Below are 25,148 nucleotides of genomic sequence, written 5' to 3' on the forward strand. Positions count from 1 at the left end.
ACCTGCTTGTTTCCCGTCACTCGGCGAGGGTGAGGTTGTGCAGGCGGGCGATACCGAGCATGGCGTGGTGGACGCCGTCGCCTTTCAGGCGGCAGTCGCGCAGGATCTTCCAGCTCTTCATCCGGGCGAATACGTGCTCGACGCGGGCGCGGACCTTGCGGTGGGAGGCGTTGTGCTCTTCCTGCCAGGCCGGGAGTTCGGCCTGGCCGCGTTCGCGGCGGTGCGGGATGACCAGGCCGGTGCCCCGGTAGCCGCCGTCCGCGATCACGGTCGTCTTTCCGACGGCGTCCTTTGCGCCGGACAGTTCCCACGCCTTGCAATCGTTGCGGTTGCCCGGCAGTGGCCGGCCGACGGCGACGACGAGCCGGGTGTCGGCGTCGATGACGACCTGGTGGTTGGTGGAGTACCGGTAGTTCTTCGACTGCTCGGCGATGCTGTGGTCGCGGGTCGGCACCAGGGTTCCGTCCGCGATCAGCACGGTGTCCTTGCGGAACCGTTTGCGCTGCTGGAGCGCGAGCGACGGCCCGAGGTGGTCGATGATGCGGTCGGCCGCCGACTTCGATACCCCGAACAACAGGGCGAGCTGGCGCAGGGTGAGGTTCGTGCGCCAGTACGCGGCGACCAGCAGGACCCGGTCCTCCAGCGGCAGGCTCCAGGGCCGGCCCTTACGGACCGGATCCGCGCCCTCCCGCCGCAAGGCGGTGATCAGCTTGCTGAACTGACGCGGACTCAGCCCGGTGAACGGGGCTATCCAAGACGGCTCCGACGCCGTGATCACACCAGCCACACCAAGATCATCTCACCCGTGACCAGCAGTTACGGGACAACCCTTAGGCCCACCGTCAAGCATCACCTGAGACCAGAACGTCAGGCATCACCTGGGACCCGACATGCGCTCGTGATCGTCTAGGGTCGCGCGGGCCTGGCTGACCTGGGGCGGAGTGGCGGCAGCGTTCGGGTTCCGGACGATTGAATACCCGGTGTTCCCCGGGGGTCCCCGCACGATCTGGCACGGGTCTGGGATCTTGTTCGAGGTCAGCGTGGGCTCAGGGCGCGTCGAGCCCGGCTGATCACGTTTTGCGCGTCGGCTCCGTATACCGCCGACTGCCGCAACGTCGTCCATGTGCGGAGGTAGGTGTCGACGCTGACCTGGTCATCGATCCATAGTTCTGCGTGCCAGTTCTCGACGATCACCTGCCGGTCGTCGTAGAGCCAGAAGGCCGTGGCGGGAGGGATCTTGACCGACGCGGACAACGGGATGATGCCCAATTCCACCGTGTCGAGCCCGATGGTTCCGGCCAGGCGGTCCAGTTGGGCCGCGAGAACTGAGGGCGGGCAGACCAGGGTGTGCAGCGCGGGTTCCCAGAGCAGGAGGTGGAACCGCTTCGAGGAGTCGTACAGCGCGTCCTGCCGCTTCATGCGGGAGCGGACGGCCTCCTCGGTGTCGCGCGGCGTGCGCTGCAGCTCGGCGTATCTGGTGAAGATGTGCCGGGCGTAGTCCGGGGTCTGGAGGATCCCGAAGATCATGGAGGACTCCCAGCCCCGGAGCACTGTGGCATCGGCGTGGGCGCTCAGGTGTGTGTCCTGCACGGCCTTGTGCCCGGAGGCCAGTTGCCGCCGCCACGAGCGGATGTGGGACTCGAAGCCCCGGAGTCTGGCGAGCAGTTCGTCATAGGCGGCGGGTTGGCCGGTCGCCTCGGCCCAGCAGCGCAGGTCCTCGGGCGTGGGGGTCTGCTTGCCGTTCTCCAGGCGGCTGACCTTCGACTTGTTCCACCCGTGCCGCTGGGCGAGCTGGGCACCGGTGAGCCGGCCGCCAGGGGCTGAGAGCCGGAGTTCACGGAGCCGTACTCCGAGGGCCTCTCGTGCCTGCTGGTAGTCCGTGCTCACCGGTGCACCCCCTGCCTACTCTTCCGCGGTCAGCTCTGCCGCGAACTCGTCGTAAGGGACGGCGTGATGCATCGCCGCGTCGCGGGCCATGGCGTACCGCAGCACCGCGGCCGGCTCCCTGATGAGCTCGACGTTGACGAGGTTGTCGGCGTCGTCGAAGTTGAGCAGCGCGACCAGCCTGGAGTCGAAGATCCAGAAGTCCTCTTGGGGCAGCCCCACCCGGTCGGCGTCCGCACGGCGGAGGGTGAAGATGGTCTCGCCCACGGTGCTGTTGCGGCGCGCGTTGTCGAGCAGGTAGAGCTGGCCGATAGTGGGTGGGGCGTCCACGACGCGGACACGCTCGAACCTCTTGCCCAGTGCGGTCTGCTCGCGGCGTTCAGCGCACCATGCCGCGTCGACTCCGTCCCAGTTCACGGGCTCGCCTCGGGTGAACTGCGCGTATGTGCTGGTGATCTCGTCCGAGGCGTAGCGGCGTCGGGTCTCCAGCCGCCAGGCGGTGTGCTCGAACCGGGTGAACAGCTGGTCGAACTCGTCCAGGCCGATGATGTCCGGCACGCGGTTGACCTCCTTGGGGCCGAAGTCGACGAGCAGTTCCCGCGGCACCACGATGGGCACCTCGTCCTCGCCCAGGTGACGGAGCCGGGCGACGTCGTCGGGGTCGGAGAGCGGTGGCCCGTGCACGACCACTTCACCGGTGTCCAGGTCCTCGTGGATGGACGGGCACCCGTTGACTCCGCTGCCTGTGCCGTTGAAGCGCAGTCGACGCGCCATGGCTGCTTCCCTTCGCCGTATCGGTGGGACCCAAGCGTCCACGAGGCGGATGCCGTCTGACCGTGGTTCTTCCGAGCCTTTTCCGCAACCTTCCGCAACAGGGGGAGGCAGGTGCGCAACTTCGCGCAACTCCGATGGTGCCCCCCAAGCAGGCGTCCCTAACGTCCGGTTCATGGCCTCTGCACCCACGTCTCAGGACGCCGTCGACCCGTTCACCGCCGTGGAGTCTCTCCGTGCCGCCCTCGACCAGGCCGGGATCGTGTTCCCCTCCCTCGCCGTGGAGCCGACATCGCCTGACCTCCGGCTCGTGGACCTCGGGCGGATTCGCGCGGACGTGGCCATACGACTGGCACACGCACTCCAGCGCGGAGGAGCCGAGACATGAGCCACCCCGTCCACCGGCACCTGCGGTTCGCCGAGATGTACGAAGCCGGGGACTCCTGGCTGGCCGGCTGCTCCCCGCACCCGGACCTCGTGCGCCAGGCATGGATCCTGGAAGCCCTCGCCCCCATCGCCACCGGCGAGAAGTGGCTGGCCGTCGAAGTCGCGTTCGTCGCCACGGTTCGGGCCATGAAGCGGATCGGCACCCCGCAGCTGGGCCCGGTCCTCGCCGACCCGGGCCTTGACCTGACGTGGTGGCTGATACCCCCCGACACGGCTGACGAACTGGTTGGCATCAAGCAGGCCATTGTCCAGCCGAAGGGGGAGCCCCTGCACTGCCCGCCCACGGGCTGGTATCAGTGCGGCCGGAAGTGGCTGCACCGCCCCGACGGCTCCGGCACCCTCAACGACCCCACCCTGCTGGCCGCCGCACTCGGCCCCGGCAACGGCTACAAACTTCCCGCGGAGGCATACCGGTGAAGAGGCCAACGACCATGGACGAGCCTCCCGTGCTCAGCCTCCCCCGCCCTGACCCCGAGGCGCCTACCGACTGCGAAGTCTGCGCGGAGCTGGTCCGGCAGCGAACGGAGGCCGCCAAGCGGGGCGACATGTCCCGTGTCTCGGACTTCAACGTTCTGATTCGCAGCCATCACCCGGTACGTCGAGAGCTGAGGCGCTGGTGAACCGAATAGGTGGGCGGGAGGTCCCGGCGGCCCGACCAGCGGTCGGGGGGGGGTGTCGATGGCCGGGAGGCAAACCTGTCGGCGCCGGCCGCGCATCATCACTTGCGTGTGTCGAGGGCAGGAGTACGCCTCCACGTGTTCGCTTGGCGCCGACCGCGCCGACCGGGTCGGCCTCCCCCGCCACTCCCGCCGCACCAACGCTTCGGATCTTCGCGCCCCCTCCCACAACCCCGCTGCCATCAGCCCTCCTCAGGGAGTGAGGTCCGTCCAGCCGGGTTGAGGTTCGGGCGAACTGAAGTGCTGGCCAAAAACAGGTGGTTGATAGATTTGCGTGAGCGATGGGTTCCAGTCACTGCAGGGCCCGTCGCAGGACGACGGGGATCGGACGGGGGAACGAATTGGCTTGGGAAGAGTGGGAGAGGGCCAAGGCCGCGGCGTCGGAGAGCCTGGCCGCCCGGATGCAGCTGAATCAGGCCGGTCCGGGAGCCGCGGATGACGCGGATCTCGTGGTGCACCAGGACGACCTCGGGGCCGTCGGTCACGAGGCGTTCATCCTCCACGGCGAGCTGAAGAAGAAGGCCGACATCGCCGGGACGGGCGTGGACAAGAACGGATCGGGGTCCACCATGCAGGCCGCCGCCGTGCTCAAGAGCCACAACCTCGGGCTCGGTTCGGAGCTGGAGTCGACCGTCGAGATCTGGACCTCGCAGGTGAAGCACGTTCTGCAGGCCTGCGCGCACATCTCCAACCACCTCGACTACAGCAAGAAACTGCACGCCCAGGAGGACGCCAGGATCGCCGCCGAAATCGGTGGCCGCACGGGACCGCTGCCCGTCTCGGTACTGAACGACTACTTCAAGTAGGAAGCGCCATGGGAGATTTCTCGTACTCGGACCTCATGGCCCTGGACCTCACCAAGCTGGGCACGGCCGCCTCCGACTGGAGAACCATGGCCGGCGAACTGGCCAAGCTCACGACCGACGTACACGACGGCTTGACGAAGAAGTCCGACGGAGCCCGCTGGAAGGGCGTCAACGCCACCGTGACCAAGGACTTCGTGCGCAAGACGGCCAAGGAGTTCACGGACCTCCAGACGGAGGCCGAGAGCATCGCAGGCGTCCTCACCGACGCGCACGCCGAGCTGACGCGATACCAGAAGCAGGCGCAGAGCCTCACCGACTCGGCACGCAAGGGTGATCCGAACCACAATCCGCCGGACCCCGGACTGCTCGTCTTCGACGGTCCGGGCGGCACGGTCCGCGTCACGGAGACGATGTGCACCCCCGAGGGCCCCGACCAGCGCACCAAGGACCGCATGCAGTGGTACGCGGACACCCTCACCGGGATCGTCCAGCACGCCGCCGAGGTCGACGCGGCGGCCGTACGCGCGCTGCGCAAGAGCCACGGCAACGACCCGTACAACGCGGGCCACGCCAGATACACCTCCCTCGACGAGGAACAACTGCCCCGCGCGAAGGAGCTGGCCGGGCTCGGCGGCGACGCGAACCCGCAGCAGCGGGCCGAACTCCGGCGGCTGTGGGAGTCCCTGAGCCCCGAGGCAAGGGCACAGCTCTGGCTGTCCCAGAAGGACGACCTGATGGCAGCGGGGATCCTCAGCCCCACCATGCCGCAGATCGCGCCGGACGCGGGCTCGGGAAGGCACGCCTCCGAGTCGCCGGGCTTCGACGAGTGGGTCACCAAGCAGAAGATGGAACTGCTGACGGAGGGCGCCGACTGGAAGGGCATGACGGACGCGTCCCGTCACATGGCGCACTACCTGGGGAACAGCGGCAGTCCCATGAACCTGCCCGTGGACAAGATGATGACGGACGTCCCCGCCTTCAAGACGTACGTCGACGACATAGTCCGGCTGAACCAGGACGACTGGCGCAAGCAGGCCCTCGACGAGTTCCGCAAGAACGGCGGAAAGCCGGTCGCCTTCCCCGTCGAGGCGAAACAGCCCGAGGGCTTCTACTTCACCCAGCAGGCCGACCCCAACTGGTTCTACGCGGTGGGTGGCGCCAACACCAACGTCACCGGTGTGGTGACGGCCGTTCCGGATGCGAACGGCAACCCCAGGATCAGCATCGACTACCAGGCGAACGTCTGGGACCGCTACAACTGGGACGAGGGCAAGGGCGTCAACGTCGGTCCGCTGGACATCCCCGACGGGGAGATGGCCAAGCTGCACCGTGTGGGCCTCGCCCAGGAGTTCGACATGTCGGGCAGCAGCAGCGTCAACCACTACGACCTCGGCTCCTCGGAGCCCAACGACGACCCGCTACCGGGTCCCGACGAGAGCAGGGACGGACGCTTGAATCCCGGCCGAGAGCAACAGCAGGACCGTACGACCGACAGGGCGGCGGGGAGAGCGGACGGACGATGAACGATGTCTACGCGTACCGGGCACCCGAGGAAGACGGAGGGGGCGGCGACGGCGGTCGTGGCGGGCGCCGCTGGTGGCTCGTCACAGGTGTGGCCGTCGGCGTGCTGGCCCTCTCGGGGGTCGTGACCGCGGCGGGGTGGCTCCTCGTCGGCCAGGGCGGCGACAGCGCCGGTGGCCGTGCGGCGGAACAGGCCGCGGACGCGAGGTGGGCCGAGGGGGTCACGCCGGAGTGGATGAGCGAGCAGATGGGCCTCGACGTCCCGGTCACGGCCCGGTCGCCCCAGGCCGCGTACGAAGTCACGTCCCGCTTCGACACCGGTCTGCTCACCTTCACACTGACGAGGTCCGAGGCGGAGGCCTACCTCAAGGAGCATCCCCCGGAGGGCAAGTGGCTGGAGCCGACATCGGCGCAGGCCGACGTCGCTCCTCATGACTTCGCGCACCTCGGGCTCCCGGAACCGGAGACGTTCAAGGACGGCATGCGCTACGGCTACGTCTGCCCCGGGGCCGCCGAGACCACCGAGGCTCCCGGCGCCTCCGGCACCCCTGACGACCCGTTCGGCATGTCCGACGCGTACGACACCTCCGACGAGAGCTGTGTCCGTCTGTACGCACACGAGTACTCACCGAACCGCACCCGCATCTACCTCCGCGCCCACTTCGAACCCGGCATCAGCCCACTGCCCGCGACCCCGTCCTCCTCGACATCGACATCGACATCGGAATCGGAATCGGAATCGGCATCGGCGCGCTGAGGACCGCCGCCGCGCCCGCGCGGCCCCAGGCCGGCAACCGCCGAGCATGACCGCCGCGCCCCACGCGGCCCCCGTCCGACGACTCCCGCCTGCCCCCGCACCCCGCCCACGAGTTCCTGAGGGCGGGGGCACGTGGTCACGGAATGACCCGGCCATGTCACAACACGGCTATACCAGCCGCCCACCCCCCACACCGGGCCGATGATGCTCTCTCCACCGCACACACCCTCGGGGGGACCATGCGCCGCACCGTCATCACCGCTGTACTGGCCGCCGGCCTGCTGCTCACCGCCTGTACCGGCGGCAGCGAGAAGGCCGCCGAACCTTCGGCCTCGTCCGACGCGGCCACCACGCCCGCCGTAGAGGAATCGGCCACCTCCGATGACGACGCGGCCAAGGAAGCCGAAGAGGACGTCGACAAGACACTGGACGAACTCGAAAGGGCGCTCGGCGAAACCACCGGAGTCCAGGACGGCACCTACGAGATCACCAAGTCCCAGCCCGACTACGAAGACCCCTCGCTGGCGCTCGACGACGAGTACATCGCGCCGGGTACCTACACCACGAAGGGCCCGGCCGGGCAGTCCTCCGACTGCTCCTGGGCGCGCATGCGGGACGCGTCCGGCCAGGCCGCTTCCGTCATCGCCGACGACCTCTCCTCGGGACGGGCGACCGTCACCTTGGAAGAAGGCGAGTTCTTCAAGACGTCCGGCTGCAAGCCGTGGACACGCTCGGGCGACTGAGCCTCCGGCGCACCGGGACGCGAGGCGCAAGGCGCCGAGAGAGAGAACGGCTTCCGACGGCTGCGGGCGGCTGGCGGACGGCTTCCGACGGCTGCGGGCGGCTTCCGGTGGCTGCGGGCGCACCGGCGCCCCCGCGCAGCCGCTGCTCTGTTCGGCGCTCTGCCCGACGCTCGTTCGGCGCTCCGTACAGCGACCGGCTCGCAGGACCTGACAGGGAAATCACATGTGTCACATCCGTTGACTTCCACCCCCCGCAGCTCTAGTTTCGGCGCGCCGATACGTTCGGCGAGTCGATCCTTGTTCGAGATATCGACCCCCCGGATATCCGTAGGAGCCGCATGTCCCCCGCTTCCGCATCCGAAGCGCCAGGCTTCAGACGCCGTTTGAAAGCCGCAGGCGTACAAGCCCTCGCGCTGGCCACCGCCGCGACCGCCGCCCTCCTCCTCGCCCAGCCGGGCCAGCAGCCCTCGGCGTCCGGCACGACCGAACTCGACGCCTCCCCCGTCGCGGTGACCGACCGTCAGATCGCCGTTCCCGAGGCGCCCATGGGCTGGGCCTCCTGGAACGCGTTCGCGGCGGTCGTGAACTACGAGGTCATCAAGAAGCAGGTCGACGCGTTCGTCGCGGCGGGACTGCCGCAGGCCGGCTACGAGTACATCAACATCGACGAGGGCTGGTGGCAGGGCACCCGCGACAGCGCGGGCAACATCACCGTCGACGAGTCCGAGTGGCCCGGCGGTATGAAGGCGATCGCCGACTACATCCACAGCAAGGGCCTGAAGGCGGGCATCTACACCGACGCCGGCAAGGACGGCTGCGGCTACTACTTCCCCACCGGCCGCCCGGCCGCGCCCGGCAGTGGCAGCGAGGGCCACTACGAGCAGGACATGACGCAGTTCTCGAAGTGGGGCTTCGACTTCGTGAAGGTCGACTGGTGCGGCGGTGACGCCGAGGGCCTCGACCCGAAGACGACGTACCAGGCGATCAGCGACGCCGTGACCGCCGCGACCGCGACCACCGGCCGCCCGCTCGCCCTCTCGCTGTGCAACTGGGGCTACTCCAACCCCTGGAACTGGGCGCCGGGCATGGGCCCGATGTGGCGGACCAACACGGACATCTTCTTCCACGGCAACACACCGTCGTACAGCAATGTCCTGACCGCCTTCGACCGCAACATCCACCCCACGGCCCAGCACACCGGCTACTACAACGACCCCGACATGATGGTCGTCGGGATGAACGGTCTGACCGCCGCCCAGAACCGCTCCCACATGAACCTGTGGGCGATCTCCGGTGCCCCGCTGCTCGCCGGTCTCGACCTCACCACCCTCACCACCGAGACGACGAACATCCTCACCAACCCCGAGGTCATCGCCGTCGACCAGGACCCGCGTGGCCTCCAGGGCGTCAAGGTCGCCGAGGACACGAGGGGCCTGCAGGTCTACGGCAAGGTCCTGTCCGGCAGCGGCAACCGCGCGGTCGTCCTCCTCAACCGCACGTCCACGACGCAGAACATGACCGTCCGCTGGTCCGACCTGGGCCTGACGAACGCTACGGCGACGGTGCGGGACCTGTGGGCACGTACGAACGTCGCCACCACCGGCACCAGTTACATCACCGGCGTCCCCGCGAACAGCTCGGTGATCCTCACGGTCAAGGGCGGCACCGAGCAGTCGGCGAGCACGTACAACGGCACGGCGAGCTTCTCCGGTGTGGTCGCCGGCAGCGCGGGCCTGAAGACGGTCGACGTCTCCTACACCAACAACACCTCCGCCCCCGTCAAGGCCACCCTCACGGTGAACGGCCAGACGTCGACGAAGGTCTCCTTTCCGCCGACCGGCTCGTCCCCCGGCAACATCTCCGTCGCCATGTCGCTGAAGCAGGGCAGCGCCAACACGATCTCCTTCTCCGGCGCCCCCACCCTCGAAGGCATCGTCGTACGGCCGCTGCCCGGCAAGAACGGCACGCTCATCACCGGCACCGGGTCCGGCCGCTGCGCCGACATCAACAACAACACGATCAGCAACGGCACCGACGCCCAGCTGTGGGACTGCACCGGAGGCCAGAACCAGGTCTGGCAGTACAACAGCACCCGCAAGGAGCTGGTGGTCTACGGCAACAAGTGCCTGGACGCGTACGACCGCGGCACCACCAACGGCACCCGTGTCGTCATCTGGGACTGCACCGGCGGCACCAACCAGCAGTGGAACGTCAACAGCGACGGCACCATCACCAACGTCAACGCCGGGCTCTGCCTCGACGCCTACGGAGCCGCGACCACCAACGGCACCAAGCTCGTGCTGTGGTCCTGCAACGGCCAGAACAACCAGAAGTGGAGCCTGACATGAACCACGAGAACCACGACGCTCCGTCCGCGGACGCCACTTCGGTGAACGCCACCCCGGTGAACGGCCGCGGTCTCTCCCGCCGTCTCTTCCTCGGCGCGGCGGCCACCGCTCCCCTGGCCGCGACCGGCGTACTGACCCTCGGCGCCGGCACCGCCCACGCCGCCGACTCGGCGTACGCGATGGTCTACTTCACCGAGTCCAACACCATGCTGGAGGCCGACTACAACCTCCACCTGGCCGTCAGCCAGGACGGACTGAACTGGACCCCGCTCAACCAGAACGCCCCCGTCGCCACCCCCACCCTCGGCTCCGGCGGCCTCCGCGACCCCTTCGTGATGCGCAAGCAGGACGGCACCTTCGTCGTCCTGGCCACGGACCTGAGCGGCACGGACTGGACCCGCACCAGCGTCAACATCCACGTCTGGGACTCCACCGACCTGCGCACCTTCACCGGCTACCGCCTGCTGAAGCTGCACGACATGACCAACACCCACAGCTGGGCACCCGAGGCCTACTGGGACGCCTCCCGAGGCCAGTACGGCATCCTCTACTCCTCGGTGAACAGCAGCGGCCACAACGTCATCATGGTCAGCTACACCACCGACTTCCGTACGACCAACAGTCCCCAGGTCTTCTTCGACCCCGGCTACGACGTGATCGACGGCAACCTCACCATCGGTGTGAACGGCGTCAACTACCTCTACTTCAAGAGGAACGGCACCCTCGTCGGCGCCCGCTCGACGACCCTCAACCCAGGCAGCTTCACCGCGTTCAGCACGGCGGTGAACCACGGCGGCACCGAGGCGCCGACGGTGGTGAAGTCCCTGACATCGAACACCTGGTACCTCTGGGGCGACACATACACGCCCAACGGCGTCTTCTACGTCTGGCAGACGAGCGACCTGGCCTCCGGCACCTGGACGGCACTGGACCAGAAGCTCTACACCCAGCCCCTCAACTCCAAGCACTGCGGCATCCACCCGATCACGTCGACCGAGTACAACAACCTGATCGCCAAGTGGGGCACCCCCACGTGGAACCGCCTCAAGTCCTACAACTACCCCGCCCGCTACGTCCGCCACAGCAGCTTCGCGGGCCGCATAGACGAGTACCCCTTCGACCCGTACCCGGACTCCCAGTGGAAGCTGGTCCCCGGCCTGGCGGACTCCTCGGCGGTCTCCTTCCAGTCGGTCAACTACCCGACTCGCTACCTCCGCCACTACAGCTACAACCTGCGGCTGGACGTGAACGACGGCACGTCGACGTTCGCGGCGGACGCCACGTTCGTCCGCACGGCCGGCCTGGCGGACTCGACCTGGTCGTCCTTCCGCTCGTACAACAACCCGACCCGTTACATCAGGCACAGCGACTTCGCGCTGCGCATCGACCCGATCTCGACGGCGACGGACCGGGCGGACGCGACGTTCCGGGTGGGTTACTGACACCCGGGCCCGCCCCTGAAGAACCCGGGCCCTGGCCCGGAGCCCCGGCTCCGGACCAGGGCCCGTTCCACGACATCGACCCGATCGAACGCATCGGCGGCCTCCGGCGTCTCAGTACCGATCGGGGTGCGGCCGAGGGCCGCGCGGGGAGTGGATGGAAGGGGGCGCGCATGGACAGGCGGACGCGGGCGAGGGTCGGTACGGGGGCGGTCGTGGCGGTCACGGTGCTGGCGCTCGGGGGCCTTCAGGGGGCGAGCGCCGGCACGCAGACCGTGGAGGACGTGTCGTCCCCGGCCAAGGTGTGCGTCGGCACGGGGGCCGAGGGCAGTCTCGCCGGGCACGGGGTGCCGGAGGACACCCCGCTGGACCGGACACTGGCGTACGTGGACGAGCTGGCGTACGGCCGCCACGCCGACGTCTTCACCGGGCTGGTCGTCGACGAGGACGGCCGGGCGGCGGAGGTCTACCGCATCCCCGCCGCGGACTTCGACGCGGCCGTGTGCGGCGCCGCCGAGAAGGGCGTGACGGTCCGCCTGTACGACAGGGACATCAACGAGAAGGACCTCAACGCCCTGTCCGACCTCATCAGCGAGGACATGACCCGCTGGGACGGCACCTTCCAGCTCCGCGAGGTCGGCCTCGACGGCACGGGACACGTCCACATCGGCGTCGACGACCCGGGCACCGCCGAGCCGATCCTGAGGAAGGCCGTGGGCGAGCGCAACGCCAAGTACCTCAGGGTGGAGTACGCGCCCCAGGCGGAGTTGCTGTGAACGGGCAGTCGTGGCGCCGAGCGGTTGATCGCCGTGCGCGAGTTGGTGGAACGCCGAAGATCCCCTATGATTGATCACGAGCCGCTCACCGGAACTCCGGAAAGCACTCAATGCGTTGGTGGTCCAAGGAAAGACGTCCCGCTTCCTGCGGGGAGATGCAGGTGCAAGGCCTGCCCGGCGCTCCAGTACATGAACCCCATTCCGCGATCGCGGAATGGGGTTCATGCGTTGTGCGCGAGGAGCGCGAGGGATCGCGTAAGAGGTTCCGCGAGGGGGCGAACGTTCCCTGGCCGTACGCCGTCACAGATGTGACCGCCGGCGGCCATCGGCCGGCAGCCGGCGCCGAAGGGAACCTCATGACCACCACCACCGCCGCCGTACGCGCCCACCGCACCCTGGCCCTCGCCACCATGACGGCGACCCTGATGTGGGCGACAGCCGCCTGCGGGAACGACTCCCCGACCATGACGGCGAAGCCCGGCGAACCCGCCTGGCAGGAGCCCGCCTCGTACACCTACACGCTCAACTCCAGCGAGGGCGAACGCTCGCTGATCGGCACCTTCGAAGTGACCGTGGAGAACGGCAAGGTGACGAAGGCCAACGGCCTCGACGACAGCGCGCGCCGCGTGGTGAAGGACCTCCCCGCCGAAGTCCCCACCATCGGCGATCTGCTGGCCGAGGCGGAAGCGGCCCGCGAGGACGACGCCGACACCGTGGACATCGACTACGCGGCCGACGGCCACCCGACCCGTATCTCCCTGGACTGGGAGAAGAACGCGATCGACGACGAGGCCCTGTATGTGATCAGCGGCTATGCCCCGGCGGACTGACCGGCGAGCGGGGAGCCACTTCGGCTACTTCGGCTACTTCGTGTTGTAGACGCTCACGTCCTGGATCTCCCCGCCGACCTCGGCCTGCATGGGCTTCAGCATCTTCTCCTCGGCGGAGATGGCCCAACGCGGCCCGACGAGGTACTTGCCCCCGTAGACGGCGGCGGTCTCCAGCCAGGTCAGTTTCAGCTGCTCCTTGGGGAAGGTGGTGATGAGGTAGTCACCGGCCGCCGTATGACACACCCCTTCCCGAAGCTCCTCCGCCTCGGTCCGGATCTTGACCTTGCACCCCGTGAGCTGGGCAAGCACCTCGACCTTGGCCGGCGCCACGACCGCCGCGACGGGGCTGGACCCGTCGTCCGCCGACTTGTCCGCGGCCTTGTCGGCCTTGTCGTCCGCACCGCCGCCGCTGCACGCCGCCATCAGGGGCAGGACCGCCAGAGTCACAGCCAGCGCGGCGCCACGCGTCAGCTTCCTCACCACGTCCTGTCCTCCGTTCGCTCCGACTACGCACGTACCGAGTGCACTCGACAAGAGGTACGTGTGAAGGCCACGGAACGCTCAGACCCGGCCTCGGGAACCTGACGGGGGACACCTGAATGAAACTTTGTGTGCAGATGTGTTGACCTCTGTTCAGATCATCTTCTAGTTTGCGGGAGCCATCGAGCCGCCGGTCTGTGTCTGCGAGTTTTCGCGAACGCAACTGCTCAGAAGGGGATGTCGTGTCACGAAAGAACCACCGCCGGACAGCTTGCCTCAGTGCCTTGCTGGCCGGTGTCACGGCATTCGGGGGAGCGCTCGCCTCCCCCGCGTCCGCCTCCCCCGCATCCGCCCGCGCGGCGGTGCCGCCCGTCAGCGACTTCCACGGGGTCAACTGGGCCGACCCGCGCGACAACTACGCCGATGACGCGGTCGTGCCCTCGGGCCTGTCCACGTCCGACAGCTACGCCACCACCTACGCCAAGTCCCGTGCGATCATCGGCGGGTTCGCCAAGCTGGGCGCCAACACCGTCCGCCTCCCGGTCAACCCGACCTCGGTGAACGGCCCGTTCTGGAAGTCGTACCGGGGCGCGATCGACGCCGCCACCGACAAGGGGTTCAAGGTCATCCTGGGCTACTGGGAGGCCGACAACGCCAAGGACGGCAAGATCGACAACCAGGCCGCCTACGACCAGATGTGGGCGCGGATCACCTCCGCCTACGCCCGCGACTCCAAGGTGTACTTCGAGCCGATGAACGAGCCGTTCGGCTACACCTCCCAGGAGTGGCGCGACATCGCCGCCCGCTGGGTGACGACCCACCGCGCCGTGCCCCGCGACCGGATCCTCATCGGAGGCGTCAAGTACAGCGAGGACGTCAAGCCCGTGTGCGCCGACAGCCGGCTGAACGGCACCCGGCTGGCCCTGCACAACTACGGCTTCTGGCACACCGACTGGACCAGCTACGACCAGTGGAAGCAGGACTTCAAGCAGCGCATCGGCGACTGCGCCTCGCGCACCATCCTGGACGAGTTCGGCGCCACCATGACCTCCGGCCTGAACTACAACGGGCCGATCAACGGCTCCAGCGAGATCGCCTACATCCAGGCGGCGACCGACACCGTCCGTGAGCTGGGCCTCGGCTCGGTCTACTGGCCCGGCCTGCGCAACGGAGACACCTACTCCCTCACCACCCTCCAGGGCACAGGCACCGACCTCACCCTGAAGCTGAACAACCAGAGCGGCCTGGACCGTCTGCACTGGGCCTGGCGGAAGTAACCGGCATGCCCCAGGAGCGCCCTCGTGACGGAACCACGAGGGCGCTTTGGCGTGCGGGAAGCGAACGGTGGCCCGGACCGTGAGCCGGGCACCGGGGCACCGGGGCTCCGGACGCTGACGGCGCCCGGGTGCGGGTACCTTGCGCTGTCAGCCGCCGGTGGCGTGTCGTCGCCTCGTCACCTCACCGGTGCCACGCGATGTCTTCCGACGCGGTCCGCGGACTCGGCACGGCATCGGTCCGTTCGGCCGATCCGGAGAGTACGGAGCCGAGCCAGCCGAGGAGGAATCCGACCGGGATCGAGACGAGCGCCGGGTTGCGCAGCGGGAACACCGAGAAGTCCAGGTCGGGCAGCAGGGCGGTCGGGCTCCCGGAGACCTGGGGCGACAGGCACATCAGCGCCACGGAGGTCACCAGACCGCCGTAGATGCTCCATGTCGCGCCCCGGGTGGTGAAGCCCTTCCAGAACATGCTGTACAGCAGGGCGGGAACGATCGCCGAGCCGGCCAGGGCGAACGCCAGTCCGATGAGGAAGGAGACATTGAGGCTGCGCGCGAACACGGCCAGCATCGTGGCGGTCGTGCCGACCACCACGGCCGCCACGCGCGCGACGAACAGCTCGCGCTCCCCGGACGCCGTGCCACGGGTGATGAAGGCACCGTAGATGTCGTGGGCCAGCGAGGTCGCGGCGGCGAGCGTGACACCCGCCACGACGGCCAGGACGGTGGCGAACGCCAGACAGGCGACAAGGGTGAGCAGGAGCGAACCACCGATCTTCGCCGCGAGAAGGAGCACGGCCGTGTTGCCGGAGGGGTTGTTCGCGGCGATCGCGTCCGTGCCGACGAGTGCCGCCGCCCCGAAGCCGAGCACCATGGCGGCCAGATAGAACACGCACGTCAGCTGGGCCGCGTACTGGACCGATCGGCGTGCGGCGCTCGGGGTGGACACCGTACTGATCCGCATCAGCAGATGCGGCAGACCGGCGGCACCGATCAGCAGGGCCAGCTGCTCGCTCAAGGAGTCCAGCTTCACCGATCCGCCCTCGCCGAAGCGGAGCCCCGGGCTCAGGAAGTCGTCGCCGTGGCCGCTTCCGTTGGCGGCGGCGCTCAGCAGGGCGCCGGGGTTGAACTCGAACCTGGCCAGTACGAGCAGCGCCAGGGCGAGGCCGCCGCCCACCAACAGGACCGCTTTGATCGTCTGGACCAGTGTGGCCGCTCGCATCCCTCCCAGGACGATGTAGAGGATCATGAGCGCGCCGAGACCCACGGAGACGGCCTGTTCCATGCCCTCCCCGGCCGAGCCCAGGATTCCCACCGTGAGCGCACTCGCCCCGACGAGCTGGGCGATCAGGTAGAGCAGGCAGACGAGGAGCGTCGCGACGCCCGCTGCCAGATGCACCGGACGGGACCGCAGACGACGCGCGAGGCGGTCGCCGATGGTGAACTCGGTCGTGCTGTGGTAGCGGTCCACCACCAGGAGGAGGATGACGATCCACGAAACGGCGGGTCCCAGAACGGAGAGCGTGCCGTCGTACCCGGTGAGCGCGATCAGACCGGGACTGCCCAGGAGGGCTGCCGCAGACATGACATCCCCGAAGAGGGCGACGCCGTTGTGGGCGGGCTTGAGGGTGCCGTCGCTGACGTAGAACTCGGTCACCGTCCCCCGCTGGGGGCCGGCCCACATCACGAGGAACAGGGCGCAGACGAGGAAGACGAAGAAGACCGGCAGATCGGCTGTGATGTAGTCCCTCGTCATGGCCGGTGCCCCAGTCCCTCGCCGGGCGTTCCCGGGCTCTCGACGAGCGGGGCGACCGAGGTTCTGCGGTACCGGGCGTACCACTGGACCCATGCCGCGACGGCGACGAGCTGGACCACGCCGAGCAGGAGACCCACATTCAACGGGCCGGCCACCGACAGGGCCATGACGCCCTTCGCCGCCTCCGCCAGACAGCTGATCACCAGGTACAGGGCGATGAGGGGGGCGGCGACGAGGAACGCGTGGCGGTGCGCACCCCGTGCCGTGTGCTGGACGTCCACCGACTGGAGGGCCTCGGACAGCGTGACGCCCGAGACCCAGGGCAGGGAGCGGTCGTGGGGATGGCGGTGAGCCAGGTCGGCGGCGATGCGCAGGGCCCATGCCCGCCGTTCATGGATGGTGGCCGCGGTCTTCGTGGTCCCCGCCGTGCTCAGCGACTGTGTGTACCAGGTGCCGAGGTCGGCCGGGCTCCCGTACGACAGGTGGCATTCCTTGATCGCCCGGCCCAAGTCGCTCTCGGAGTACAGGAGTCCGTGGTCGAGGGGGCTCAGGTACAGGAGCACGGCCGCGAGCGGGTCCTGCAAGGGGTCCTGGGGCCGAGGAGGGTGTTGCGGTTGCGGGGGTTGCTGGGGACGTCTCTTCTGGGGATACATGAACGGCTCTTCGTGTGGTCGGTTGCGTGGATGCCGGGCCGGGGGCCCTGGGTGCGGCGGGCCCTCCAGCTCGTCCCTCGCGAAGCAGCGCGGCAGATACCGCCGAACTCCGCGTAAGGGTGCCGTGACGCATGGTTGCGTCGCGCCGCACATCACACAGCATGTGACCCGTGGCTCATAGCGCGTGTGCCACTCTGCGGCACACGGACTTGCCGCGTGGAAAAAGAGCAGGTCAAAGAGGCGCGCTTCGACGCACAGTCGGTGCGGGCCACCGCGACGGTGCGGGCCATCGCGACGGTGCCGGCCGCCGAGTCGGTGCCGGCCGTGGCACCGGTCGGTACGGCACAACGGCGCCGAACCCGGGGTCGGGTTCGGCGCCGTGTGCTTCGGCGGCCGGTTTTATGACGGGAACACAGACACGCCGAGTCCGGGGGAGCGGGGGCGTCAACGGCCGGGAGGCCGTGCCCCGCGGCGGGCCGGGGTCACTTCTTGTAACCCGTCACCTGGGCGATCCACTTGATGAAGTCGGCGGCGTCCTCGTTGGCGCCGTGGCCGGCGTCCCAGTACATGGCGGCGTCGACGTCGTCGCCGAGGTTCTCCAGCTTGGCGGCGAGGTTGCCGACGACGGTGAGGGAGGTGTCGCTGTCCTTCGTGCCGACGCGGATCCACCAGTGCTTGGCGCGCTTGGGGTTGGCCTTCGCGAGGAACGGCATCGGGTTCATCAGCGTCAGCGTCTCGGGCAGGTCGCTGTCGAGGCGGGCGCTGGAGCTGCCCTCGTGGCGGAGGCTGTAGAGCGTGAAGTGGCGGGCCTTGGTGGTGCCCTTGCCGAAGAGGTTGTTCTCGCCGGTGGACAGGTCGAAGGCGTCGAAGGCGGGGGTGTCCTTCTTGCGGGCGCCGACGTGGGTGAGGAAGTCCTCCCAGGAGAAGGTCGCCTTGTTGTTCTTCCAGGTGATGAAGGTGTTGCTCGCCAGATAGGTCGTCCGGTCGGAGTCGGACAGGGCGGCCAGGTACTTGGTGGCGGACGGCTCCAGGAACGTCTTGACCAGGTACTCGTCGAGGTTGCGCACGGTCAGCGTGCCGAGCCCCTTGGCCTTCAGCTTCAGGGAGGCCTGGTAGTCGGCGAACGCCGTCTTCAGCTCCTTCGACACCGTCTGGTCGACGAGCGAACCCGAACCGAGCTTGTTGGCGCCCCAGTTCCACTCGTACGCCATGTCGGCGTGCTCCAGATCGGTGATCGGGCACCAGTCACCGCTGGCGAAGATCGCGTCGCTGGCGTCGGCCGCGCCGATCTCCTTCAGATACGAGTCGTACAGCGGGCTGTCGCCGGACGCGCCCAGCAGGGCGGACAGGGCGCCGCCGGCGCTGGTGCCGGAGGAGACGATCCGGTCGGTGTTGCCGGGGACGCGGCCCTTGTTGAACCGCAGGTACCGTACGGTCGCCTTGAGGTCCACGATGGCGGCCGGGGCGACGCCGTAGTAGTTCCCGTCCGAGTCGACGAGGGTACGACCCCGCGCGCCGGGCTCGACGACGACGTACCCGGCGGCGAGCGCCAGCTTGGCGTTGCTGACCATCTCGCCCTGCTGGTTCACCTGGCCGTTGCCGCCGGACTCGACCTCACCGGAGCCGGAGCCGGAGCCGGAGCCGGAGCCGGACCCGGAGCCGGTCGAGGCGGATGCGCTGGGGGCGGCGCCACCTCCCCCGGCATCCCGGTCATCGCGGCGCCGCCGATCCCGGTCGCGTCGGCGACGGAGGAGGGCATGTAACCGCCGACCGAGTTCGCGAACAGAATCGGTGCGTTCGTGGCGTCGACCGTCTTGCCGTCGATCTCCACCGGCACGCTGATGTTCAGCGACTGGTACGTCTCGTCGACCGGCTTGGTGACGTAGGTGATCGCCTTGTAGAAGTGGTACTTCACCTCCACGTCACCGTCGTCGGTCGTGATCGTCGTCGTCAGCTCGGTGTAATCGTCCTTGTCAAAGGCCAGGGCGCCGGAGGCCGTGGACCCCGAGGCCTTCGCGGCGCTCTCGCCCGACGCCTGCGCGTTCAGCGCGAATCCGCCGATCGCCGCGACCCCGGCCGTGGCCCCGAGTCCGACCATGACGTTCCTGCGCTTCACTGCCCGGTGCTTCACGGCTCTCTCCCTGAGGACGCTGTCGTTCGCTCGATGCTGCTCTTGGCTTGCTCTCGCTTCTCTGCTGCGAACGTAATTCTGCGTCCGCAAAATCGTCAACAATTCTGGCGTATTCATCGTCGACACACAGTGGGGCACAGGGAACGCACAAGGAACGGCCCCCGGAGGAAGTCCTCCGAGGGCCGCTCTCACCTGCGCCGCGTCACTGATTGTGCGTTCGCTGTGCTACTCCGTAGCTGTCGGCCGACGCGACGCCGTCATCGCCTCGTCCACGTCCGTCAGCGGGCGGAGCCGGTATGTGTACGAGTAGTCGCGGCTCGCGAAGAGCTTGAACTCGTCGTGGGTGTGGGCGCCCCAGCTGTTGTCGCCGCCGATGCCCATCTGGCGGTGGTTGACGCGGAGGACGACCTCGTCGCGCGGGGTGAGCTGGTAGTCGTGGCGGACCCCCCTCGACAGGTCCTCGGGGGTGAAGTGCGAGGCGTTGAACTCCAGGAGGGTGCCGGGCTCGGCGGAGACCAGCAGCCCCTCGCCGTCGCGTCCGGTGAGCGCGACCCAGCGCACGTCCGTCTTGTTGCCGTTCTCCTGGGGGCGGATGTACGGGGTCCACTGCTCGGCGACGGTCCCGGAGTACAGGCCCACGTCCGTACCGTCCTTGCGGTCCCAGTGGTTCTCCTCGGGGCCGCGGCCGTAGTAGTGCAGACGGTCGAGGCGGCGAGGGAGGAAGAGGAGGGTGCCCACCTCCGGGATGTACGGCAGTGAGGCGGCGCCCGGGTGGAGGGTCTGGTCCACCTTGATCTCACCGTTGCCGAAGACGGTGTACGTCATCGTGTACGTGGACTCGGTGGTCGTCGGCAGAGTGCCCTTCACCGTGACGACGACGGCCCGGTCGGTCAGTGCCCGCGTCTCGACGCCCGTCACCTTCCGCCGCGCGCCCGCGTCCCGCCAGGTCTGGTTGCGGACGTGCTGCCCGTTGCCGTTGTCGTTGTCGGTCGGGGCCCGCCAGAAGTTGGGCACGGGCCCGGAGCCGAGGAGCCGGGTGCCGCCCGCGACGTACGACGTGAGGGTTCCGCTCTTCTTGTCGACGGTGACGGAGAAGTCGTCGCCGGTGATCGTCACCGTGCCCTCGCCGTCCTTGAACCTCAGCCTCGGCACCCTCGCCAGCGGTACCGGGGCCACCGCCGGGCTGCCCGCGTCGAGGGCGAGCTGCTGTCCGGCGACCTCGAAGCCGGCCTTCGCCCACGGAGTGCGTTCCTTGGTGGTGAAGGAGAGGTGCAGGAAGTACTCGGTGCCGGGGGCGGGGTCGGCCGGCAGCCTCACCGGGACCGTGATGTCCTTGCTGGACAGCGGCGGCACGTCGAGCTGGGCGCGGGTCAGCCTGCCGCGTCGTACGACCTCGCCGTCGGCGACGAGCGCCCAACTGCCGTCGAACTCACGGAGGTTGGTGAACAGGTACTCGTTGACGAGGGTGACCGCGCCGGGGGAGTCCCCCGACCGGGCCGTGACGTTGATCGCCTGGTAGACCCGCTTGACCTCGGCGGCCTTGCCGGTGTGGCCGCGGTCGGCGGTGACGATGCCGTCGGCGACGAAGGCCCCGTCGTTGGGGTGGTCGCCCCAGTCGCCGCCGTACGCGAAGAAGGTCTTGTCGTACGGCTTGCGGGGCTTTTTCTCCTCGAAGCCGACCGTGGCCGCGTCGAACCAGAAACGTACGTCGTCGTCCTTCGGGCCCCGGGCGTCGGAGGCCAGTTCGGCGGCGGTGAGAGCGCGGGCGTAGACCCGGGCGCGCCGGATGGTCCCGCTGAACTCGCGGGTCGGGTTGTCGGTGTCCGTGCCGAGGGCGAGGGGGGCGGTGTTGCCCGCGGGCCTGCGGGTCGTCGTGCGGGTGGCCTTCACCTCGCCGTCGACGTAGAGGGTGAGGGCGCCGGAGGCGGAGTCGAAGACACCGGCGATGTGGTGCTCGGTGCCCGTCCAGCCGTCCGCCGGCAGGGCCCAACTGGCGGAGACCCACTGCCCGCCGCCGTAGATGAAGAACTCCAGGCTGCTGCCCGACTGCTTCAGCGCGTACTGGGTGTCGCCCTTGGCGAGTATCGGCTGGTGGTAGCCCGTGTGGTGCGGGGTGACCCAGGCTTCCAGCGTGAGCGAGCCGGTCAGGTCGAGGGAGTCGTCGCGTGCGAAGACGGTCGCGTAGGTGACGCCCTTGTCGCGGTCGAACGTGCCGGCGGGATTCTGGAGTTCGCCACGCAGCGCGTTCGGCCCGGTCTCGGTGAACAGCTTCCGCGTCGGGGTCGGGGTGCTGATCGACTGGTCGACGAAGTCCCAGATCCAGCCGCCCTGCAGGACGTCGTAGCGGCGTATGAGGTCCCAGTACTTCGTGAGGTTGCCCGTCGAGTTGCCCATCGAGTGCGCGTACTCGATCATCACGTACGGCCGGGTGTCGGCGGTGTCCTTCGCCCGCTGCTCGACCCGCTGCGGGCTGTCGTACATCTCCGAGCGGATGTCGCTGATCGTCGGCCGGTCGTCGCCCTCGTACTGGACGACACGGGTCGTGTCGTACGACTTGATCCAGTTCCGCATGTTGACGAACGTGCTGCCGCCGCCGGCCTCGTTGCCGAGCGACCAGATGACGACGGAGGCGTGGTTCTTGTCGCGGTGGACCATGTTCTGCGCGCGGGCGACGCAGGCGGCGGACCAGTCGGGGTCGTTGCCGGGGTAGCGGTCGCGGATGCCGTGCGTCTCCAGGTTCGTCTCGTCGACGAGGTAGAGGCCGTACTCGTCCGCCAGCTCGTACCACAGCGGGTTGTTGGGGTAGTGGGAGGTGCGGACGGTGTTGATGTTCATCCGCTTGATGATCCCGATGTCCTTCACCAGGTCCGCGCGGGTGAGGGCCATGCCCCGGTCCGGGTGCATCTCGTGCCGGTTGGTGCCCCGCAGGGAGACCGGCTTCCCGTTGATCCGCATCAACCCGTCCTTGAGCGCGAATTCGCGCAGGCCGACACGGTGCGAGAGCGTCTCGACGACCTTGCCGCGCGGATCGCGGAGGCGGAGTACGGCGGTGTAGAGATACGGGTGCTCCGCCGACCAGAGGGAAGGGGAGGGGACGGCTCTGGCCGCCTGTACGGTCACGTCCTCGCCCGTCGCGCCGCCGACGGTGACGCTCTGCTGGAGCGGCCGGGACCAGACGGCGTGTCCGCGGGCGTCGTAGAGCTGGGTCTCCACGGAGTACGACCCCTCGTGCCCGCCCGCGTACGCCCGCACGCTCGCCGTGACGGACAGCTCGGCCGTCGTGTAGTCGTCGCCGAGCGGGGTGTCCAGCTTGAAGTCGCGCAGGTGTACGACCGGGGTGGAGTAGAGGTAGACCGAGCGGAAGATCCCGCTCAGCCGGATCATGTCCTGGTCCTCCAGCCAGTCGCCGTCCGAGTAGCGGTACACCTCGACGGCGAGGTGGTTGGTGCGGCCCGGCTTGAGGTGCGGGGTGATGTCGTACTCGGCGGGTGTGTACGAGTCCTCGGAATAGCCGACCAGTTCCCCGTTGACCCACACGTAGTGCGCGGACTTGACACCCTCGAAGTGCAGGAAGGTCCGGCGCCCGGCCCAGTCGCGCGGCACGGTGAACGTCCGCCGGTACTGGCCCACCGGGTTGTACCGGGTCGGCGCGGCCGGCGGCTGCGCGTCCTCCCCCTTGCCGTTCGGCCCCCACCACGGGTAGGTGATGTTGACGTAGATCGGGAAGTCGTAGCCGTGCAACTGCCAGTTGGAGGGCACCGGGATGGTGTCCCAGTCGCTGTCGTCGACGTCGGTGCCGTAGAAGTCGGGGTCGCGGTCGTCGGGGCGGTCCGCGTACGCGAACTTCCACTTCCCGTCGAGGCTCACACGGTACGGGGAGTCCGTGCGGTCTCCGTCGAGGGCCTGTCTGACGTCGGCGTACGGCATGAGGGTGGTGTGCGGGGGCTCGGCGCCGACCCGGAAGAGGGCCATGTTGCCGTTCCACTCGGGGGTGGCGGCGGCCTTTGACTCCATGCCGGGGACCGCGTGGGCGGAGCCGCCGGGGAGGGCGAGGGCGCCGAGGACGGCGGCGCCGCCCTCCAGGAGACGGCGGCGGCTTACGACGGGGCGCGGGTGGGGGTGGTGCATTGCCGGGGCCTTCCTCGGGACGACATTTGGTGGTGCACGTACAGAGGGAGCGTCGGATGCTGTCTGATGATGTTGAGAAATCCCGGCACACCCTAGGACTTCGAACAGAACTGAAGCAATGAATCTGTCGGACTTTGTGCGGTCGTGCGGGCGGCCGTGCGTGCCGTCGTGCGTGCGGTCGTGGGGGCGGGAGAGAGGGCGCGTGGCTGGTGAGGGCGGCCGTGCGGGTGGGGTCCCGGTGGTGTCGCGGGTGTGGGGCGGGGGCCCGTCGTTACGGTGCGCGCATGGTGGCGGGTGTGGTGCTGGCGTTGTGCGCCGCGGTGTGCATGGGTACGGCGACGGTGTTGCAGGCGGTGGGGGCGCGGCGGGCGGCGGCGGCGGAGGGGGAGCACAGCCGGGGGCGGGTCGTGGCGAAGGCCCTGCGCGGCTGGCCCTTCCTCGCCGGGGCGGGGCTGGACACGCTCGGGTTCGTGGCGCAGGTCGGGGCGTTGCGGCTGGTGCCGCTGTTCCTGGTGGAGGCGTTCGTCGCCGGTTCGCTGGCGGTCACGGCCGTGGTCGGCACGGCCGTACTGGGGTTGCGGCTGCGGCGTGCGGAGTGGGGCGCGGTCATCGTCGTATGCCTCGGGCTGGCGACGCTCGCGGTGTCCGCCGGGCACGACGGAACCGGCGACGGCGACACACCGCTGCGGGGGGCGATGCTGGGGGCGTCGCTGCTGGTGGTGGCGCTCGGCTGGATGCTGGGCGGCCGGCTGCGGCGCGGACGTGCCGTCGTCCTCGGCGCCGCGGCCGGCCTCAGCTTCGGCCTGACCGCGGTCGCCGTCCGTCTGCTGCCCGACACGACGGTGCCGACGGTCTTCGCCAACCCCGCCGCGTACGCCGTCGTCGTCTCCGGACTCGGCGGCTACCTCCTCCTCGTCCAGGCCCTGGAGTCCGGCTCGGTCACGGCGGCCACGGCGGCGATGGTGATCTGCGAGACCGTGTGGCCGGGGGTGTTCGGGGTGGCGTGGCTCGGCGACACGACCCGGCACGGGTACGGGGCGCCGGCGGTACTGGGGTTCGTGTGCTGTGTGGCGGGGGCGGTGGCGTTGGCGCGGTTCGGGGAGGCGGGGGGATCGGTGGGGGAGGAGGCGACGGCTGCCGATGGAGGGACGAAGGGGGGTGGGGGATGAAGGGGGATGGGGGATGAAGAGGGATGGGGCGACGCGAGGGCAATTGCCCTTGCCCGTAAGGGCACACCGCGATGGCCCTTGCCGTTTCCTGGCAACCTATTCGGATTCAAGTGACTCTCACTGGCCGAACGCCCCTTCCCCTTCGGCTCGACCGTGAGAATCAGAGGCCCTTGATGAACCGTTCGACTGTCCGTCGCGCCCTGCGTTTCGTCGGTGTCACCGGTGCCGCGCTGGCGGCCACCCTCGCGACCTCCCTCCCCGCCCACGCCATCAACCGGGTGGACTGCGGCAACTACGGTGAGTTCCTCTACTTCGAGACCGACGGCGTCAATCCCTGCTTCGCCAACGCCGGCACCATAGACGTCGCCATTTACGGCGTGGGATGGATGAACACCGGCAACAACGAGGTGAGCTTCAAGTTCCGCACGGTCCTGGGCGGCCCACAGTGGGACTCGGGCCGACTCCCCAAGTATTACGCCTTCGACCTCGGCCGCGCGTCGGGTTCCCCCACTGGCAAGGTCCACAAGATCGAGCAGATCACCATTTACTGATGACATC

20 protein-coding genes and 1 pseudogene are annotated in these 25,148 nt (G+C 68.8%); 13 read left to right on the top strand and 8 right to left on the bottom strand.

The genetic code is table 11. From position 1 onward, the window contains the following. Window positions 1-16 precede the first annotated feature (16 nt). From STRIP9103_RS01255 to STRIP9103_RS01265, 3 genes are all read right to left on the bottom strand, one after another. Window positions 17-787, bottom strand: coding sequence for an IS5/IS1182 family transposase (locus tag STRIP9103_RS01255; protein ID WP_009294467.1), 771 nt, complete (start codon window positions 785-787; stop codon window positions 17-19). Window positions 788-1,035: 248 nt separating this feature from the next. Further along, a complete protein-coding gene (locus STRIP9103_RS01260) occupies window positions 1,036-1,887 on the bottom strand; it encodes a helix-turn-helix domain-containing protein (protein ID WP_009294478.1) in 852 nt (283 codons plus the stop codon). A gap of 15 nt (window positions 1,888-1,902) precedes the next feature. Further along, window positions 1,903-2,658, bottom strand: a complete 756-nt coding sequence (locus STRIP9103_RS01265) for a DUF6879 family protein (RefSeq protein ID WP_009294482.1) — start codon at window positions 2,656-2,658, stop codon at window positions 1,903-1,905. A 172-nt stretch (window positions 2,659-2,830) separates the two neighbouring features. Here STRIP9103_RS01265 and STRIP9103_RS01270 point away from each other — a divergent pair, with 172 nt between their 5' ends. The 10 genes from STRIP9103_RS01270 (at window position 2,831) to STRIP9103_RS01325 (ending at window position 12,999) form a co-directional block, all read left to right on the top strand. Then, window positions 2,831-3,043, top strand: coding sequence for a hypothetical protein (locus tag STRIP9103_RS01270; RefSeq protein ID WP_009294464.1), 213 nt, complete (start codon window positions 2,831-2,833; stop codon window positions 3,041-3,043). Next, the gene (locus tag STRIP9103_RS01275) at window positions 3,040-3,519 is read left to right on the top strand and encodes a hypothetical protein (RefSeq protein ID WP_009294517.1); all 480 of its coding nucleotides are present in this window, start codon (window positions 3,040-3,042) and stop codon (window positions 3,517-3,519) included. Before STRIP9103_RS01270 ends, STRIP9103_RS01275 begins: the two co-directional genes overlap by 4 nt. Before the next feature lie 601 nt (window positions 3,520-4,120). Next, window positions 4,121-4,585: a hypothetical protein gene (locus STRIP9103_RS01285; protein ID WP_009294538.1), complete on the top strand. Its 465-nt coding sequence runs from the start codon at window positions 4,121-4,123 to the stop codon at window positions 4,583-4,585. An 8-nt stretch (window positions 4,586-4,593) separates the two neighbouring features. Next, window positions 4,594-6,108 carry a hypothetical protein gene (locus tag STRIP9103_RS01290; protein ID WP_009294440.1) on the top strand — a complete coding sequence of 505 codons (1,515 nt, stop codon included), beginning with the start codon at window positions 4,594-4,596 and terminating at the stop codon, window positions 6,106-6,108. Further along, a complete protein-coding gene (locus STRIP9103_RS01295; RefSeq protein WP_009294450.1) occupies window positions 6,105-6,863 on the top strand; it encodes a hypothetical protein in 759 nt (252 codons plus the stop codon). The genes STRIP9103_RS01290 and STRIP9103_RS01295 overlap by 4 nt, the downstream gene beginning before the upstream one ends. A 239-nt stretch (window positions 6,864-7,102) precedes the next feature. After that, on the top strand, window positions 7,103-7,606 hold the full coding sequence (locus STRIP9103_RS51085) for a putative lipoprotein (protein ID WP_009294526.1): 504 nt from the start codon (window positions 7,103-7,105) through the stop codon (window positions 7,604-7,606). A 338-nt stretch (window positions 7,607-7,944) separates the two neighbouring features. Next, entirely contained in the window at window positions 7,945-9,954 is a 2,010-nt protein-coding gene (locus STRIP9103_RS01305; RefSeq protein WP_009294484.1) for an RICIN domain-containing protein, read from the top strand. Beyond that, window positions 9,951-11,396: a glycoside hydrolase family 43 protein gene (locus tag STRIP9103_RS01310; protein ID WP_009294436.1), complete on the top strand. Its 1,446-nt coding sequence runs from the start codon at window positions 9,951-9,953 to the stop codon at window positions 11,394-11,396. Before STRIP9103_RS01305 ends, STRIP9103_RS01310 begins: the two co-directional genes overlap by 4 nt. A gap of 170 nt (window positions 11,397-11,566) precedes the next feature. Then, on the top strand, window positions 11,567-12,169 hold the full coding sequence (locus STRIP9103_RS01315; RefSeq protein ID WP_009294458.1) for a hypothetical protein: 603 nt from the start codon (window positions 11,567-11,569) through the stop codon (window positions 12,167-12,169). A gap of 356 nt (window positions 12,170-12,525) precedes the next feature. Then, window positions 12,526-12,999, top strand: coding sequence for a DUF6174 domain-containing protein (locus STRIP9103_RS01325; protein WP_009294488.1), 474 nt, complete (start codon window positions 12,526-12,528; stop codon window positions 12,997-12,999). A gap of 33 nt (window positions 13,000-13,032) precedes the next feature. Here the strand turns inward: STRIP9103_RS01325 and STRIP9103_RS01330 are convergent, their stop codons facing one another. Further along, the gene (locus tag STRIP9103_RS01330; RefSeq protein ID WP_009294475.1) at window positions 13,033-13,482 is read right to left on the bottom strand and encodes a hypothetical protein; all 450 of its coding nucleotides are present in this window, start codon (window positions 13,480-13,482) and stop codon (window positions 13,033-13,035) included. A gap of 239 nt (window positions 13,483-13,721) precedes the next feature. Here STRIP9103_RS01330 and STRIP9103_RS01335 point away from each other — a divergent pair, with 239 nt between their 5' ends. Next, window positions 13,722-14,756: a glycoside hydrolase family 5 protein gene (locus tag STRIP9103_RS01335; RefSeq protein ID WP_048819488.1), complete on the top strand. Its 1,035-nt coding sequence runs from the start codon at window positions 13,722-13,724 to the stop codon at window positions 14,754-14,756. A 181-nt stretch (window positions 14,757-14,937) separates the two neighbouring features. Here the strand turns inward: STRIP9103_RS01335 and STRIP9103_RS01340 are convergent, their stop codons facing one another. The 4 genes and pseudogenes from STRIP9103_RS01340 to STRIP9103_RS01355 form a co-directional block, all read right to left on the bottom strand. Further along, a complete protein-coding gene (locus STRIP9103_RS01340) occupies window positions 14,938-16,509 on the bottom strand; it encodes a sodium/solute symporter (protein WP_009294507.1) in 1,572 nt (523 codons plus the stop codon). Continuing rightward, window positions 16,506-17,093, bottom strand: coding sequence for a DUF485 domain-containing protein (locus STRIP9103_RS01345; RefSeq protein ID WP_009294490.1), 588 nt, complete (start codon window positions 17,091-17,093; stop codon window positions 16,506-16,508). The genes STRIP9103_RS01340 and STRIP9103_RS01345 overlap by 4 nt, the downstream gene beginning before the upstream one ends. Before the next feature lie 551 nt (window positions 17,094-17,644). After that, window positions 17,645-19,260 (bottom strand): annotated as a pseudogene (locus tag STRIP9103_RS01350) (subtype B tannase). Window positions 19,261-19,518: 258 nt separating this feature from the next. After that, complete coding sequence (locus STRIP9103_RS01355) at window positions 19,519-23,421, bottom strand: glycoside hydrolase family 2 TIM barrel-domain containing protein (RefSeq protein WP_009294472.1); 3,903 nt, start codon at window positions 23,419-23,421, stop codon at window positions 19,519-19,521. Between the two features lie 284 nt (window positions 23,422-23,705). Between STRIP9103_RS01355 and STRIP9103_RS01360 the strand changes: the two genes are divergently transcribed. Together STRIP9103_RS01360 and STRIP9103_RS01365 are read left to right on the top strand one after the other, a co-directional pair. After that, entirely contained in the window at window positions 23,706-24,590 is an 885-nt protein-coding gene (locus STRIP9103_RS01360; protein ID WP_009294439.1) for a DMT family transporter, read from the top strand. Between the two features lie 173 nt (window positions 24,591-24,763). Continuing rightward, the gene (locus STRIP9103_RS01365) at window positions 24,764-25,141 is read left to right on the top strand and encodes a beta/gamma crystallin domain-containing protein (RefSeq protein WP_048819489.1); all 378 of its coding nucleotides are present in this window, start codon (window positions 24,764-24,766) and stop codon (window positions 25,139-25,141) included. The last annotated feature ends 7 nt before the right edge of the window (window positions 25,142-25,148 follow it).

Origin of the sequence: Streptomyces ipomoeae 91-03, assembly GCF_000317595.1 — a bacterium.
In the GTDB taxonomy this organism is placed as follows: domain Bacteria; phylum Actinomycetota; class Actinomycetes; order Streptomycetales; family Streptomycetaceae; genus Streptomyces; species Streptomyces ipomoeae.

What these genes read in the sequence shown, in the direction of transcription:
- STRIP9103_RS01275 (WP_009294517.1), top strand. Translation starts at nt 3,040, where the DNA reads ATGAGCCACCCCGTCCACCGGCACCTGCGGTTCGCCGAGATGTACGAA.
- STRIP9103_RS01325 (WP_009294488.1), top strand. Translation starts at nt 12,526, where the DNA reads ATGACCACCACCACCGCCGCCGTACGCGCCCACCGCACCCTGGCCCTC.
- STRIP9103_RS01365 (WP_048819489.1), top strand. Translation starts at nt 24,764, where the DNA reads ATGAACCGTTCGACTGTCCGTCGCGCCCTGCGTTTCGTCGGTGTCACC.
- STRIP9103_RS01360 (WP_009294439.1), top strand. Translation starts at nt 23,706, where the DNA reads ATGGTGGCGGGTGTGGTGCTGGCGTTGTGCGCCGCGGTGTGCATGGGT.
- STRIP9103_RS01355 (WP_009294472.1), bottom strand. Translation starts at nt 23,421, where the DNA reads ATGCACCACCCCCACCCGCGCCCCGTCGTAAGCCGCCGCCGTCTCCTG.
- STRIP9103_RS01290 (WP_009294440.1), top strand. Translation starts at nt 4,594, where the DNA reads ATGGGAGATTTCTCGTACTCGGACCTCATGGCCCTGGACCTCACCAAG.
- STRIP9103_RS51085 (WP_009294526.1), top strand. Translation starts at nt 7,103, where the DNA reads ATGCGCCGCACCGTCATCACCGCTGTACTGGCCGCCGGCCTGCTGCTC.
- STRIP9103_RS01310 (WP_009294436.1), top strand. Translation starts at nt 9,951, where the DNA reads ATGAACCACGAGAACCACGACGCTCCGTCCGCGGACGCCACTTCGGTG.
- STRIP9103_RS01270 (WP_009294464.1), top strand. Translation starts at nt 2,831, where the DNA reads ATGGCCTCTGCACCCACGTCTCAGGACGCCGTCGACCCGTTCACCGCC.
- STRIP9103_RS01340 (WP_009294507.1), bottom strand. Translation starts at nt 16,509, where the DNA reads ATGACGAGGGACTACATCACAGCCGATCTGCCGGTCTTCTTCGTCTTC.
- STRIP9103_RS01295 (WP_009294450.1), top strand. Translation starts at nt 6,105, where the DNA reads ATGAACGATGTCTACGCGTACCGGGCACCCGAGGAAGACGGAGGGGGC.
- STRIP9103_RS01305 (WP_009294484.1), top strand. Translation starts at nt 7,945, where the DNA reads ATGTCCCCCGCTTCCGCATCCGAAGCGCCAGGCTTCAGACGCCGTTTG.
- STRIP9103_RS01315 (WP_009294458.1), top strand. Translation starts at nt 11,567, where the DNA reads ATGGACAGGCGGACGCGGGCGAGGGTCGGTACGGGGGCGGTCGTGGCG.
- STRIP9103_RS01265 (WP_009294482.1), bottom strand. Translation starts at nt 2,658, where the DNA reads ATGGCGCGTCGACTGCGCTTCAACGGCACAGGCAGCGGAGTCAACGGG.